General features: G+C 61.7%; 13 protein-coding genes. 8 read left to right on the top strand and 5 right to left on the bottom strand.

The window, feature by feature from the left end; translation table 11 throughout:
* The first annotated feature begins 29 nt into the window (after positions 1-29).
* The 6 genes from CE491_RS09530 (at position 30) to CE491_RS30715 (ending at position 6,951) form a co-directional block, all read left to right on the top strand.
* Positions 30-1,022: an MBL fold metallo-hydrolase gene (locus tag CE491_RS09530; protein ID WP_110948107.1), complete on the top strand. Its 993-nt coding sequence runs from the start codon at positions 30-32 to the stop codon at positions 1,020-1,022.
* Between the two features lie 78 nt (positions 1,023-1,100).
* Complete coding sequence (locus CE491_RS09525; RefSeq protein WP_110948106.1) at positions 1,101-1,973, top strand: AraC family transcriptional regulator; 873 nt, start codon at positions 1,101-1,103, stop codon at positions 1,971-1,973.
* Between the two features lie 337 nt (positions 1,974-2,310).
* Positions 2,311-3,864, top strand: a complete 1,554-nt coding sequence (locus CE491_RS09520; RefSeq protein ID WP_110948105.1) for an ATP-binding protein — start codon at positions 2,311-2,313, stop codon at positions 3,862-3,864.
* Positions 3,865-3,878: 14 nt separating this feature from the next.
* A complete protein-coding gene (locus CE491_RS09515; protein WP_110948104.1) occupies positions 3,879-4,496 on the top strand; it encodes a response regulator transcription factor in 618 nt (205 codons plus the stop codon).
* A gap of 158 nt (positions 4,497-4,654) precedes the next feature.
* Positions 4,655-6,508 (top strand): serine/threonine protein kinase, encoded by a 1,854-nt coding sequence (locus tag CE491_RS09510; RefSeq protein ID WP_110948103.1) that lies wholly within the window; start codon positions 4,655-4,657, stop codon positions 6,506-6,508.
* A gap of 65 nt (positions 6,509-6,573) precedes the next feature.
* Complete coding sequence (locus CE491_RS30715) at positions 6,574-6,951, top strand: sensor histidine kinase (protein ID WP_267894477.1); 378 nt, start codon at positions 6,574-6,576, stop codon at positions 6,949-6,951.
* Between the two features lie 26 nt (positions 6,952-6,977).
* Here CE491_RS30715 and CE491_RS09500 read toward each other — a convergent pair whose 3' ends face one another.
* Positions 6,978-7,622, bottom strand: coding sequence for a phosphohydrolase (locus CE491_RS09500; RefSeq protein WP_110948101.1), 645 nt, complete (start codon positions 7,620-7,622; stop codon positions 6,978-6,980).
* A 222-nt stretch (positions 7,623-7,844) separates the two neighbouring features.
* Here CE491_RS09500 and CE491_RS09495 point away from each other — a divergent pair, with 222 nt between their 5' ends.
* Positions 7,845-8,363, top strand: a complete 519-nt coding sequence (locus CE491_RS09495; RefSeq protein ID WP_110948100.1) for an AraC family transcriptional regulator — start codon at positions 7,845-7,847, stop codon at positions 8,361-8,363.
* A 110-nt stretch (positions 8,364-8,473) separates the two neighbouring features.
* On the opposite strand, the gene CE491_RS09490 is transcribed toward CE491_RS09495, so the two are convergent.
* On the bottom strand, positions 8,474-9,793 hold the full coding sequence (locus CE491_RS09490; RefSeq protein ID WP_110948099.1) for an OprD family porin: 1,320 nt from the start codon (positions 9,791-9,793) through the stop codon (positions 8,474-8,476).
* Positions 9,794-10,061: 268 nt separating this feature from the next.
* Between CE491_RS09490 and CE491_RS09485 the strand changes: the two genes are divergently transcribed.
* The gene (locus tag CE491_RS09485; protein ID WP_110948098.1) at positions 10,062-10,982 is read left to right on the top strand and encodes a LysR family transcriptional regulator; all 921 of its coding nucleotides are present in this window, start codon (positions 10,062-10,064) and stop codon (positions 10,980-10,982) included.
* Between the two features lie 160 nt (positions 10,983-11,142).
* On the opposite strand, the gene sctU is transcribed toward CE491_RS09485, so the two are convergent.
* From sctU to sctS, 3 genes are read right to left on the bottom strand one after another with little or no spacing between them, the layout of a single operon-like run.
* Entirely contained in the window at positions 11,143-12,219 is a 1,077-nt protein-coding gene (gene sctU, locus CE491_RS09480; protein ID WP_110948097.1) for a type III secretion system export apparatus subunit SctU, read from the bottom strand.
* Entirely contained in the window at positions 12,216-13,010 is a 795-nt protein-coding gene (sctT, locus tag CE491_RS09475) for a type III secretion system export apparatus subunit SctT (protein ID WP_110948096.1), read from the bottom strand. Before sctT ends, sctU begins: the two co-directional genes overlap by 4 nt.
* Positions 13,011-13,277, bottom strand: a complete 267-nt coding sequence (gene sctS / locus CE491_RS09470) for a type III secretion system export apparatus subunit SctS (RefSeq protein WP_110948095.1) — start codon at positions 13,275-13,277, stop codon at positions 13,011-13,013.
* Between the last annotated feature and the right edge of the window lie 2 nt (positions 13,278-13,279).

The raw sequence follows: 13,279 nt of genomic DNA, 5'->3' as shown, positions 1-13,279 counted from the left end.
ATAAACCCTTCGTCAATCCGAGGTACACCATGCGCTCATCCTTGCTTTCCCATGCCCGCGCCATCGGCCTGGGCCTGGCCCTGTGTTCGACTTTCGCCGCTGCTCAACCGCCCGCGCAACAGAAAACCCAGGTACCGGGCTACTTCCGTCTGGCCGTGGGCGATTACGAAGTCACTGCGTTGTTCGACGGCTACAACGATCTGTCGCCCAAACTGCTAAAGGGTTTGAAACCCGAGCAGATACGCGCGCTGCTGGCCCGGCATGCCATCGAGACGCCGGGCGTGCAGACTGCTTTCAACGCTTTTCTGATCAACACCGGCAAGAACCTGATCCTGATCGACACCGGCGCCGGCCAGTGCATCGGCGAGACTGCCGGCATGCTGTCGCAGAACATCAAGGCAGCGGGCTATCAGCCGGACCAGATCGACACCATCTTCCTCACCCACTTGCATCTGGACCACGTCTGTGGGCTGGTCGATGCCAACAAGCAGCCGATTTTCACCAACGCCATGGTGTATGCCGCCAAGCCCGAGGCGGATTACTGGCTGGACCCGACCGCGCTCGGCCGCGTGCCGGAACAGGCCCGGGCCTACTTCAAGATCGCTCAGGATTCCACCGCGCCCTACCTGGCGGCGGGGCGGTTCAAGGCCTTCACGCCGGGTGACTCGCCAATGGCCGAAGTACAGACGACGCTGGAGTCGGGGCACACGCCGGGCAGCACCACCTACCAGTTCACATCCAAGGGGCAGAGCATTGTCTTCATTGGTGATCTGGTGCATAACCTCGCCGTGCAATTCGACCATCCCGAAGTCAGCATCAGCTTCGATGAGAATAGCAAGAACGCCATCGCCAGCCGCGACGCGGTATTCACCGAGGCGGCCGGCAAAAAGACCTGGATAGCCGCCGCGCACTTGCCGTTCCCCGGCACCGGACACATCGAAGCCCTGGGCAAGCGCTTCCAGTGGGTGCCGGTGGAATACGGCCCGTATCAGCGGGCTGCTCATGTGCCGCTGATCGACTAGTATTGCCACAGTCGCCCGGGCACAGGGAGTGGGAGCGGGCGACTGTACAGGCGATATTCACTGACACAGGACCGAACCTTGAGCGCTCCCCAGATCATGCAGCTGAGCGGTGAAACGTTCACCGCCGTACGTATCCGTCAGCCGTTGCCTGACGCCGAGAAAATCATCGACATCCCGTGCCTCGATGCGTTTTCGATCATCGTCCAGCTTCAGGATTTCGCCGCCCACCGCCTGTGGCGTGGGCGGCGTCTGAGTTATTCGGGCGGCTACCGGCAAGGCAGTGTGTCGCTGCCGTACATGGGCGATGAACTGCGCTGTCAGCATCGCTCCGGCTACGACAACTTGCGCCTGACCCTTTCCCGCCAAACGCTGGACGCGTTGCAGGCCGAGCAGGGCGCGAAGAAGATCGGGATGTTCAGCTACGAACAGGGCGGGGCGCAGGATCCCGTTCTGTATCACTTGGCGCAAGCCATGCTGCCCGCGCTGCAACGGCCGGACATGGCCAATCGATTGTTCCTCGATCATCTGCTGTTGGCGATGAGCAGCCACGCGATCGAGCGTTATGGTCGCGTCGTGCCCGCGTCCGGCAAAGCCCACGCCACCCTCACGGCAGCCCAGTTAGCCATCGCCAAGGAGCTGATCGCCAGTCAGTTGGACGGCAACCTGTCGGTTGAGCGCATTGCCCAGGAGTGCTCGCTGACCCGCAGCCATTTTTCCCGGGCGTTCAAGCAGGCCACCGGCGTCGCGCCTCATGCCTGGCTGCTGCAAGTGCGTGTGGAGCGTGCGCGAGAACTGTTGCGTGCGCTGCCGCCCATTCCCATGACGCAGATCGCAGAGCAATGCGGGTTTGCCGATCAACCGCATCTGACCCGGGTGTTCACCCGCCTGACCGGCGAAACCCCAAGCGCCTGGCGCGGCCGGCAACGAGGCACCGTGTTTCTGCCCGATTGACGACTCGATGTTGCCGTTATATTCAGGGTCACCCGAGCCATCAGCGCAATCTGGCCTGTTCATCGCGCAGTGTAAGAGCCGTGAAAACGAATAACTAAGTGACCCGTTATTGTCATCTCAAGAGCGTAGTCAGTGCTGACAGATACCGCTGCTTAGATCAATTTGCTTACTGGTAACTACCCCTACGGATAATATCGGTTAAGGGTTTTTACTGATTAGATGCGCAGTGAATAAAAATGGATCTGCGGCGTTAAGCGCGTTTGTCAGGTAAATACCTGCGCTCGCGCTCGACGATTTCAGGGCGTGCGAATCCACTCTAAGGATTGCGGTGAATAAGATGATAAGTCTCGGTCAGGCTACCGTGTCCCTGAACCACAGGGATGTTTTCAAAGACGGCGTTGCCCTGCGCATTGGCACTCGGGCGTTCGATATTCTCGAGTTGCTGATCCGCCATAAGGGGCAGTTGGTAAGCAAGGAGCACATCCTTCAGCGTGTCTGGCCAGACACGGTCGTCGAGGAAAACAACTTGCAAGTGCACATTTCTGCCTTGCGCAAGGCGCTGGGCAGCGATCGCGATCTGATTCGCACCATCCCCGGGCGCGGCTACCTGCTGCTGGGCGGTGAGGGCAGCTTCGCCGAGGCTGTGGCGCACGATATAGCGCCTGCAGAGGCGCGTGCCGCACGGTTGTGGGCTGCCTCCGGCAGCAGCCACCGATTGCCGGTCGGGGTGGAACTGGTCGGGCGCGAGACGCTGCTGGACGACGTCAACGCCATCCTGAATGACCATCATGCCCTGGTTACCCTGATCGGCCCTGGTGGCGTCGGCAAGACCAGCCTGGCCGTGGCGCTGGGGCAGCAACGGCTGCAACGCGGTTCGACGCCGGTGTACTTCGTCCCGCTGGCTCAGGTGCAGGGTGCCGAACTGCTGAACGAGGCATTGGCCGATGCGCTGGGCGTCGATGGCTCGGACAGCGATGTGACGACGCACTGCGTGATCCAGCACATTGCCGACAACCCCGGCCTGATCATCCTCGACAACTGTGAGCATCTGATCGATGAGGTGGCCGGGCTGGTAGAAGCCCTGTTGCTGGGGGTGCCGACTGCGCGCCTGCTGGCTACCAGCCGCGAACCGCTGCGCATTGCCGGTGAACGCTGCCTGCAGGTGCCACCGCTGATTGCGCCGCAACCGGATGCGGGCGGCGAAGCGGTGTTGCAGAGCAGTTCGGCGCAATTGTTCTTGCGCCACTGGCGCGCCCTGGATTGCCACGTGGCGCATGGCACCGATATCGAACTGGACGATTACAGTATCGAGCTGGTGGGCGAGGTCTGTCGGCGATTGGACGGCATCCCGCTGGCGCTGGAGATGGCCGCCGCACGTGCCACGGCACTGGGGCTTTATCAGCTGGTCGCGAGCCTGGACGACAGCGTGCATCTGCTCACCGCCAGTTTGCGCACCGCGCCGCCGCGCCAGCAGACGCTGCATGCATCCCTGGCATGGAGCTATCGGCTGCTGAGCCGCGACGAGCGCGCTGTCCTCAGATTGCTCGCCGATCTGGACGGCAAATTCACTGTGGAGCAGGCCTGCCATACCTTGCAATGCGCGACGCTGGCCCGCGTCTGCATCATGGATTGCATGGTCAGGCTGGCGACCAAGTCGCTGTTGATGGTGTCGGCACAGGGGCCGTTCCGTTTTTACCGTATGTTGGCGGCGACCCGCGCCAGTCTGCGGGCGGTCCAGACTCAGGAACTCGCCGGGGAAACGCTCAAGCTCGACCCGCGCTACAGTGATCCGGCGCCATCCTTTACCCACGCGCAACCACTCAGGGCTGTGCCTGTGGGGCCCGACGGGTATCATCCACCTCCACAGAGGGCACTGGCCCTACGGCGCTGAAGACGGATGAGTTTATGAAAGCGACACCCAGGGTGTATGTGGTCGACGACGACGCCGCCATCCGTACCGCGCTGCAGCGGCTGCTGAATTCGGAGGACATCGTCTGCGGCGTGTTCGACAGCGCCGAGGCATTTCTTGCGCAACCGCTGGATGAGGCCCCGACCGGTCTGCTGCTCGATGTGAATCTGGCCCAGGGCACCGGCTTCGATCTGCAGGACGAGTTGCACTCCCGCGGGCTGCATTTCCCCATCATCTTCATGACCGGCTACGGCACCATTGCTATGTCGGTGAAAGCCATCAAGGCTGGCGCCCATGAGTTCCTGACCAAGCCGTTCGAGCCGGAGCAGTTGGTCGATCGGGTGCGCGAGGCGCTGGCGGCTGATGCCGTGAATCTGTCCGAGCGCTGCCTCACCTCCACTGTCAGGCAGCGCTTCAACCAGTTGACGCCCCGAGAACGCCAAGTCATGGGCTTATTGGTCACCGGCAAGATGAATAAGCAAATTGCCGTCGAACTGGACACCAGCGAAGTTACCGCCAAAGTTCATAAGAAGCACGTCATGACCAAGATGAGCGCACATAACGTCATTGAACTTTTGAAAATGTACGAGCGACTCGATGTGAGAGCGCAATAAATAACCGCACAAATATCCATGTTTGCTATTTAAAGGTTCTTATGTCGTGCCACATGCCAATGGTTAAACTTTCAGGGTAATAAAGTTCGGCCTATGATCTGCATGGGCGCTGTTAACTGCGGTCATGAGTTTTTTTTGCAACCACGCCAAGGGCCTTCATGAGCAGCGTGTTCAATGCGTCAGGGTCGGTTTCTCGTGCGGCGTCCTTCGGGCCGCAGTGGCTGGATCAGCTCGTCTGGGAATTGCTGCTCGTCGATGGGGCGCTCACTCACTATCGGGTCAGGCCTGGCGACGGTGGCGACCAGCAATGGCGTGTGGTCAAGACCTGCGGCAATGCCGGAGAAGACGTCACCCGCAGGCTAGAGCATGAGTTCTCGCTGGCCGACAGGCTCTCGCCGCATTGGGCGCTGCAACCGTTGGCACTGTTCTCGGCGCAGAGGCAGTCGTCGTTCGGCGAGGGCTCGTTGCTGGTGCTCAGCGATCCGGGCGGACAACAGCTGCATGAACTGGCCGATCAACCTTTTGCCATCGGGCGCTTTCTGCGCCTGGCCACCGGCGCGGCTGACGCACTGGCGCAGGCCCATGCCGATGGTCTGCTGCACCGCGACGTCAAACCCTGCAACCTGATCGAAGGCGCCGACGGGGTGGTGCGCCTGAGCGGTTTCGGCTTGAGTGTCGAGGCGCATCCGTCCGGCTATCTGCCTGTGTCGGATTCGATCTGCGGCACCCTGGCCTACATGGCGCCGGAGCAGGCGCGCCGGGTTGAGCGTCAGGCCGATCAGCGCAGCGACCTGTATTCGCTGGGCATGACCTTCTATGAGTGGCTGGCCGGGCATCTGCCGTTCGAGGCTCGGGACGCTGTGGAATGGGTGTATTGCCACGTGGCACGACAGCCGCCCGCGCTGAGCCTGTATCGCGGCGATATCCCGCCCGCGCTGGGCCAACTGGTGCTCAAACTGCTTGCGAAAAACCCGGACGACCGCTACCAGAGCGCGGCAAGCCTGCTGGCGGACCTGCGCTCGTGCAGCTGCCAGTGGCAGCATCTGCAGGACATTCCCCAGCTGGGTCATGATCAGGGTCAGCATCGCAGCGCCGCATATCGACAGGCGCTGGTCACACAGTCGCGGCATCGGGATGAAATTCTGGCGTCCCGCACTTCCATCACCATTCCGGGCGGGCAGGACACCCTGGATCTGGCGTCGGTAATGAAGGCTGCGCAGGCACTGGGCGAAGAGACCGAGCAGGATCGGCTGATCGAAATCCTCATGAGCACCACCATCATTCATGCCGGTGCGCAGCGGGCTTTGCTGATGCTGGTCAAGGACGATGCGCCGATGATCTGCGCGGTGGGTCGTGGCGGTGACGATGACGTGCAGATCGAGCTGGTGGAAGTCATCCCGAGCACGGCGCAGCTACCGTTATCGATCCTCTATCGCGTCATGCGCACCCAGCAGCGACTGGTGATCGAGGACGTCAGCTGCGATGCGTATTTCGGCGACGACAGCTACCTCGACAATCAGCTCGTGCGCTCGGCACTGTGCCTGCCGTTGCTCAAGCAGCGGCGGGTGACCGGCGTGCTGTATCTGGAAAACAATCTGGCGCCAGGAGTGTTTACCGCCAGCCGCGCCGGGGTGCTGGAACTGCTCGCCGGGCAGGCGGCGATCTCGCTCGAAACCGCGCGCCTGCGTGACGAACTGATGGCCGAGAACGCGCGGCGGCAGGACATCGAAACCGCACTGCGCAACGCGCGGGCCAAGTTGGCGCGGGTTTCCCAGGTCACTGTGATGGGCGAGCTGGCAGCGTCGATCGCTCACGAAATCAACCAGCCGCTGGCGTCGATGGTGTCCAATGCGCCGCCAGCCTGCGTTGGCTCAATCGCGAAACGCCGCAGGTGGAGCAAGCACTGGGCGGGCTGCGCGACATCGTTCAGGACGGCAAGCGCGCCGGCGAGATCGTCAATGCGCTGCAATCGCTGGCACGGCAAGGCGTTCAGCAACGTCGGCCGTTGCTGATCAACGATGTAATCCGGCATGTCGTGGCGCTGACGGTGGTCGAGCTGGAACAGCAACGGGTGCTTATGACCACTCACCTTTCGCGCTCTCCGTTGCAGGTCTACGGGTCCGAGGTGCAATTGCAGCAGGTGGTGCTGAACCTGATCCTCAACGCGCTGGATGCCATGTGTGCGGGTGATCAGGTGCTGCGGCGGCTGGCGATCACCAGCGAAGTGGTACGCACGGACTACCTGGTGGTCAGCGTGGAGGACACCGGACCCGGCATCGCAACCGAGGACATGGACAAGGTGTTCAACGCGTTCTTCACCACCAAGGACAAAGGCATGGGCATGGGGCTGGCGATCTGTCGCTCGATCATTCATGCCCATGGCGGACAGTTGTATGTGATGCCTGCGCGGTATGGCGGCGCGACGTTCGTGTTCACCTTGCCGGGCGTGGGTTGATCGGCTCGAGCTTCGAGCCTTAAGCCTCAATACGGCCACTTCGACGCCAGCAACCGCTCGCAGAAGCCCCCCACGCTCATCCGCCGATCATGAAACGACAGCACGTCGGCATTGATCGTGCCGAAGGTGCTCTGCGGTCTGTGCAGTTGACCCAATGCAAGGGTGTGGAGAAATTTGATCTTGAATCCCGGCTCGCGAGGAAAGGCACTCAATACCCTGGTCAGTACGCCGGGGCAGAGGGCCTGGCAGTGGGTGCCGAGCAGGTCGGTTTCTACCGCCGCGGCCAATAATGCGGTCAATGCCGACTTGTGCTGGGGAATACCGGGGGTGGTGTGCAAGGCGATGGCATCCCAGACCTGGGCGATGTCATCGCGGGGGCGGCCATAACCGCGCAGGAATTGCGCAGCCGCATCGGCGCTGTCGACCTCGAAACGCTGCTGCGAATGACGATACAGCGTGGTCACCCCGATGCGCAGAAACAGCGCGCCGATGTACAGCAAGTCCGGTTCGTAACACAACTCGCGACTCTGTCCCAGCAGGCTGGCGAACACGAACGTGCGCAGCGCCGAATCGAACATCAGCCCGGACTGCGTTTCGCGCATCAACTCGGTCGCCGTGCGTGCCATGGCGCTGTCAGGGATCGGAATGTTGGCAACGTATCGGGTGGTCACTTGCGTCCCTCGCAGCGAACCGAGCCTCGGAAAACACGACCTTAAACCTGTCTCGCTGCGGCGTCCTTGAGGGTGGCCTTAAACGTTCTGAAAGGGATTGCATCGTCCGCGCCAGGTGCGTGGATTATTAACCATTCAGAACATTTAATACCCCCGAGAAGGACTTTAAGGCACTGCTGAACCAGACTCCGGACACCGCCCCTTGGAGCTGGAGAGCCTGGCATGAATGCAATCGACCCGACATTGTTCAACTCGTTGCTGGCATCCCTGCGTGCATTGCCCGGCAGCGAGCAGATGCTGCTTGAACAGGTGGTGCGCGAACTGTCCGCGCGGCTGGCCTCGGAATCCGGGCAGGCTGAAGTCCGGCCCCCCGCCGAGCGCGTTGCCCTGTCGCCGTGGCAGGAACGTCGGGCCAAGGAACTGATGTCCAGCCAGATGGACAAGGGCCTGTCCATCGCCCGCATCGCCAGCGAGTGCTCGTTGTCCCGCAGTCATTTTTCCCGGGCTTTCAAGAAAAACACCGGCCTCTCGCCCCGCGACTGGTTCCTGCAGATGCGCCTGGACCGGGCCAGGGGATTGCTCGGCGAATCCGCGCTGACCATTTCGCAGATCAGCCTGGATTGCGGTTTCGCCGACCAATCGCATTTCACCCGCGTGTTCAGCCGGGTAGTGGGGGTAACGCCGTTCAACTGGCGGCGGTTCAGGGCGCAGGCGTTGGTGTGTGGTGCGGAATCAGTTTGAGCTGGAGCACCTGAACTTCCCGCGCCCTGTAGCATCGCAGGCTGCCAGCGGCACTCATCTTGCGTACGCCATCGCCGGCAAGCGGGGTTGCTACCGGGTCGGCGCGGACGTCAGAGCACACTCAACGGATACTGCACCACGACATACAACCGGTCGATATCGTCCCCACCCTGCGCATCGTTGCCGCGATGGGATACGTGGGAAACGTTCAACGACAGATCCTTGGCTGGCCCCGACTGCACCACGTATTTGAGGTCGATATCGCGCTCCCAGTGGCGGCCGTCCTTGCCCTGGATCGGCTCGAAACGCCCCGTGTCCTCGTCGAACGGCTGATACACCGCGCCCTGTGGCGCATGGGTGCCGTCGATCTGGCTGCCGCGCACGTAGCGGGTCATGAACCTCAAGCCCGGCATGCCGAACACGCTTGCATCCAGGTCGTAGCGCAGTTGCCAGGACTGCTCATGGGCGCCGTTGAAGTCGGCATACTTGACCGAGTTGGCCAGATAGATCGAGTCACCCCCGACGAAATCGAAAGGCGTGTCGCCATCGATTTTCTGCCAGGCCAGCGTGAATGCCTGAGCCCCTACGCTGTATTTGGCCGACAGGCTGTAGGCCGTGTTGTCGATGGCCCCGGCGCGCGCGCTGCCCTGATCCAGGGTGCGGTAGAGATTGCTGTCCAGCAGCAGCGAGCTGTTGTCGGAAAGCACATGGATGTAATGCAGGTTGCCGTAGTACTGTCGCCAGGTGTCAGTCAGCTGCGAGGCGTAAAGTGAGCCGCCGACCGGTGTGCTGCCGGTGGTTTCCACACCGGCCAGCGTCATCGAACGGTCCCGAGTGCTGGCGCCGTAGCCGTCGAAGTCGCCTTTGGCGGTTGAGGCGTTTTCGTTCTTGAAGGCGCTGAAATGCCCCGCGATCAGCTTCACCCCTTCGACATCGCGACTGTCGAGAAACAGGCCGGTGGCGTATTCCGGCTGCAAGCGCTTGTCGCCGGTATCCAGCACCGGGGTTTCGACTTCCATTTCGCCGATTCTCAATGTGGTCTGCGACAGGCGCAGCTTCAGTACGCCACCCGCACTGGCGTAGTCGTCTTCGGCCCGACCGTCGCTGTCCAGCGGCAACAGCCCGGTGCCCGCTCGACCCCGTCCGCTGTCGAGCTTCAGGCCATAGAACCCGTGAGCATCGACCCCAGCGCCAAGCGTGCCCTGGGTAAAGCCCGATTGCAGGTTGGCGATGAAACCCTGCGCCCATTCCTGGCGATAGCTCTGGTCGCGCTGGCCGGTACGGTAGTCGTTCTGCAGAAAGAAATTACGTGCTGTGACGATCAGCGAAGTGTCGGCCACAAAACCGTGTTCAGCGCTTTGGCTGGCGGCCACGAGGTCCGAAGTGGTTGCGAGCAAGGTCAGGGTGAGCAGGGACAATCGGCTTGCCATGAAACGGCCTTCTGAGAGAGGAGAACGCAAGCGGCCAATCTGACAGGGCCCACGGCATTACGGATTGTTGGCCTGTGCGCGATTTAGTCCGGGGGTGCTGTGTTCAGGGAAAAGAGCGCGACAGGTGTGCGGGGTCGTCGGGAAAAGCACATTTGTTCAAGTCGCGTGAGCACTTGCCGTGTTTATCTGCCGAGGTCTATTGGCCGCAGCCAGCGGCCTGGAGCGTTGGCACCCCATCCTTTCCTTACGTTCACTCCGGAATCGATCCATGAATCGCAACGACCTGCGCCGCGTCGACATGAACCTGCTAGTGATCTTCGAAGCGTTGATGTTCGAACGCAACCTCACGCGCGTGGCCGAGAAGCTGTTCATGGGCCAACCGGCGATCAGTGCGGCGCTGGCGCGGCTGCGTGACCTGTTCGATGATCCCTTGCTGCTGCGCAACGGCCGGACGATGGAGCCGACGGCTCGTGCGCTGGACATCCTCAAAGAGCTACAACCGGCGCTGGACACCATTTCCGGCGCAGTGAGTCGGGCCAAGGAGTTCGACCCGGCGACCAGCTGCGACGTGTTTCGCATCGGCCTGTCCGACGACGCCGAATTCGGCCTGTTTCCGCCGTTGCTCAGTCAACTGCGAGAAGAAGCGCCGGGAATCATCGTGGTGGTGCGACGGGCAAACTACTTGCTGATGCCGGCCTTGCTCGCCTCTGGCGAGATTTCCGTGGGGATCAGCTATACCACCGAACTGCCGGCCAACGCCAAGCGCAAAAAACTGCGCGACATCGGTTGCAAAGTGCTGCGCGGCGACATGCGCCCCGAGCCGTTGACCCTGGATGACTACTGCGCACGGCCGCACACCATGGTCTCGTTCTCGGGGGACTTGAGTGGCAACATCGACATCGATCTGGCCAAGGTCGGCCGGGCGAGAAGGGTGGTGGTGGCCGTGCCGCAGTTCAGTGGCTTGCGCGCCTTGCTGGCGGGCACCGAATTGATTGCCACGGTGCCGGATTATGCGGCCTGCGCGCTGGTGGAAGGCTGTACGCTACGAGCCGAAGACCCGCCGTTCCCGATCGAGCCGGCGGAACTGTCGATGGTCTGGAGCGGCGTCCACGACAATGACCCTGCCGAACGCTGGCTGCGCTCGCGAATTACCGAGTTCATGTCCCAGGAAACCCGCCCGACGCAGTAAGGTGCGCAGCCTGACTTCCCGTGTCCTCCGGGCCTGTGGAAGCGAGCTTGTCGGGGCCGCCATCGGACGAAGACAACGGCACAGTCGCAACATCTTCAGCGGCTGATACTCCTAGGTGAGTCAGCTCATTCGCACAGGGACTTGTGAGCCATACCTCGCTTTACTCGTCCTCAATCCGAATCACCTCATCCGTCACTTCTTCCAGCTGCCGCACCACCTGATAGATATGCGCAACCGCCAGCAATGTAGGGCGGGGGATGTATTTGCCGGGGTTGACCTTGTACAGCGTGCGCGCCAGCCAGATGCTTTGTACCACCGGAATTCCGGCCTTTTTCGCCCGAGCGATGAGCGCCAGGGCGTCGTCGTCTTCGCCTTTGCAGTGAATCTGCGGCAGCGGTGTCTGCCCCGGTCGGTAATACAGCGCTACAGCGTAGTGGGTCGGGTTGACCACCAGCATGTCAGCGTCTTCCACCGGTTTCGGAGCAGCGGTGGGCGCTTGATTCAACAGTTCATGCGCCAGCTGCCGACGATGGCCTTTGACGTGGGGATCGCCTTCGGACTGTTTGTATTCCTTCTTGATGTCCTCGTGGCTCATACGCAGCTTCTTGGCGTGGAAATACTTCTGCAGCGCGAAGTCGACCATGCCGATCACCAGCAGCAAGCCCAGGGTTGCGCGCAGAATGTGGCGAAACAGCTGCAACAGCGAATGCCAGTAAGTCGTCAGGTCGGTATTGGAGAGCAGGATCAACGCCCCCAGCGACGGTTTGACCACCGCATACAGCGTCGTCGCGATCGCCACTGCCTTGAGCACGCTCAGCAGCAGGGTGGTGAGGTTCTGCGCCGAAAACATCTGCTTGGCATGGGCGAAGGGGTTGAGCTTGTTGATGTCGGGTTTCAACGCCTTGGGCGCGAACAGAAAGCCGATCTGCACCCAACTGCCGACCAGACGCATCAACATGGCCACGCCGACACTGCTGAGAATGAAGCCAATCAACACCGTCGTGCCCTCGCTGGCGACCTGCTCGATGGTGTGCATGTAGGGTTTGCCGATGCCCTGAAACGACAGCGACAACAGATGCAGAAGACGCGCGACGCTTTCATCGGCCAACCCCAGCGTAACCTCGCTGACCACCAGCAGCACCAGCAGTTTGCTCAGGTCTTGACTCTGCCCGACCTGGCCCTTTTCGCGGGCGTCGCGCAGTTGCTTGGGCGTGGCCTTTTCGGTTTTTTCGCTCATGGCACCGGCACCAGTTGCGTCAGCAGGTGCTTGAGATCGGCGAACTGCAGAATCTGGCCGTTGCCCAGTTCCAGCAGGGTCGGCAGGTAGATCAGCAGAAAGGCGATCCCGGCCATGCTTTTCGCTGGCATGGCGAGGATCGACACGTTCAGTTGTTGCGCGTACAGCCCGATGATCGCCAGCGCCGCTTCGATCAACAACAGCAGGCCAATGAACGGCGCCGCGTAAAGCATCATGTGTTGCAGGGTCTGATTCAGCTGCTCGAGAAACACGTCCAGGCCCTCGACAGTCATGCCCGGCAACCACGCGGTGGGCGGCCAGACCTGGTAGCTGTCCCAGATCACCTGGGTGATCAACGACAGGCCGCCGGAGAGGATCACCAGCATGATCAGGGTCTCCTGAAAAAGTTCGCCCAACGGCGTCGCATCAGGCCCCAGTGCCGGGTTGAGCTGGCCGCCGCTCAAGGCACCGCGCTGGCTGTCGAGCAGCGCGCCGACCGAGGCGAACATCCAGAACGGCGCGTACAGCAACAGGCCCAGCAACGTGCCGAGCACGGCTTCCTTGAGCAGCAGCGCGCCGATGGAAAACCAGTCGTTTTCGAACGAAGACAGCGCCCGACTGATGGCTGGCGCCGGAACCATCGACACCACCAGCACCACCGCATAACGCAACGGGCCTTTGAGGTATTTGAAGCAGAACGCTGGGACCAGGATCATGCACGGCAGCAGACGCGCGGCGGCCAGTCCCATGCCCAGCATCAACTCGAACAGCCCTTGGGCGTCGAATGGCATTTAGTGTGCGCCCCCGGAGCGGGCAATCAGGTCGAACGCCATGTTGATGAACTGAATCAGTTCGACGCCGATCCAGCGTCCGGTCATGGCCAGGGTCAGGCCGACGGCCGCCAGTTTGATGCCGAAGGGCAGGGTCTGATCCTGGATCTGCATCAAGGCCTGCACCAGTGAGGTGATCACGCCTACCAGCACCGCGACACCCAACGGCGGCGCGGTGAGGATCACCACCAGAAACATGCCCTGCTTGAACAATGCCAACGCTTCCATTG

The sequence above is a fragment of the Pseudomonas bohemica genome, from assembly GCF_002934685.1.
GTDB classification, from domain to species: Bacteria; Pseudomonadota; Gammaproteobacteria; order Pseudomonadales; family Pseudomonadaceae; genus Aquipseudomonas; species Aquipseudomonas bohemica.
Note: the sequence above shows the minus strand (reverse complement) of the source record. Positions and strands in the feature narration are given on the sequence as shown.

Coding starts and splice junctions, on each gene's coding strand:
- CE491_RS09530 (WP_110948107.1), top strand. CDS start 30: ATGCGCTCATCCTTGCTTTCCCATGCCCGCGCCATCGGCCTGGGCCTG.
- CE491_RS09520 (WP_110948105.1), top strand. CDS start 2,311: ATGATAAGTCTCGGTCAGGCTACCGTGTCCCTGAACCACAGGGATGTT.
- CE491_RS09515 (WP_110948104.1), top strand. CDS start 3,879: ATGAAAGCGACACCCAGGGTGTATGTGGTCGACGACGACGCCGCCATC.
- CE491_RS09510 (WP_110948103.1), top strand. CDS start 4,655: ATGAGCAGCGTGTTCAATGCGTCAGGGTCGGTTTCTCGTGCGGCGTCC.
- CE491_RS30715 (WP_267894477.1), top strand. CDS start 6,574: ATGACCACTCACCTTTCGCGCTCTCCGTTGCAGGTCTACGGGTCCGAG.
- CE491_RS09495 (WP_110948100.1), top strand. CDS start 7,845: ATGAATGCAATCGACCCGACATTGTTCAACTCGTTGCTGGCATCCCTG.
- CE491_RS09490 (WP_110948099.1), bottom strand. CDS start 9,793: ATGGCAAGCCGATTGTCCCTGCTCACCCTGACCTTGCTCGCAACCACT.
- CE491_RS09485 (WP_110948098.1), top strand. CDS start 10,062: ATGAATCGCAACGACCTGCGCCGCGTCGACATGAACCTGCTAGTGATC.
- sctU (WP_110948097.1), bottom strand. CDS start 12,219: ATGAGCGAAAAAACCGAAAAGGCCACGCCCAAGCAACTGCGCGACGCC.
- sctT (WP_110948096.1), bottom strand. CDS start 13,010: ATGCCATTCGACGCCCAAGGGCTGTTCGAGTTGATGCTGGGCATGGGA.
- sctS (WP_110948095.1), bottom strand. CDS start 13,277: ATGGAAGCGTTGGCATTGTTCAAGCAGGGCATGTTTCTGGTGGTGATC.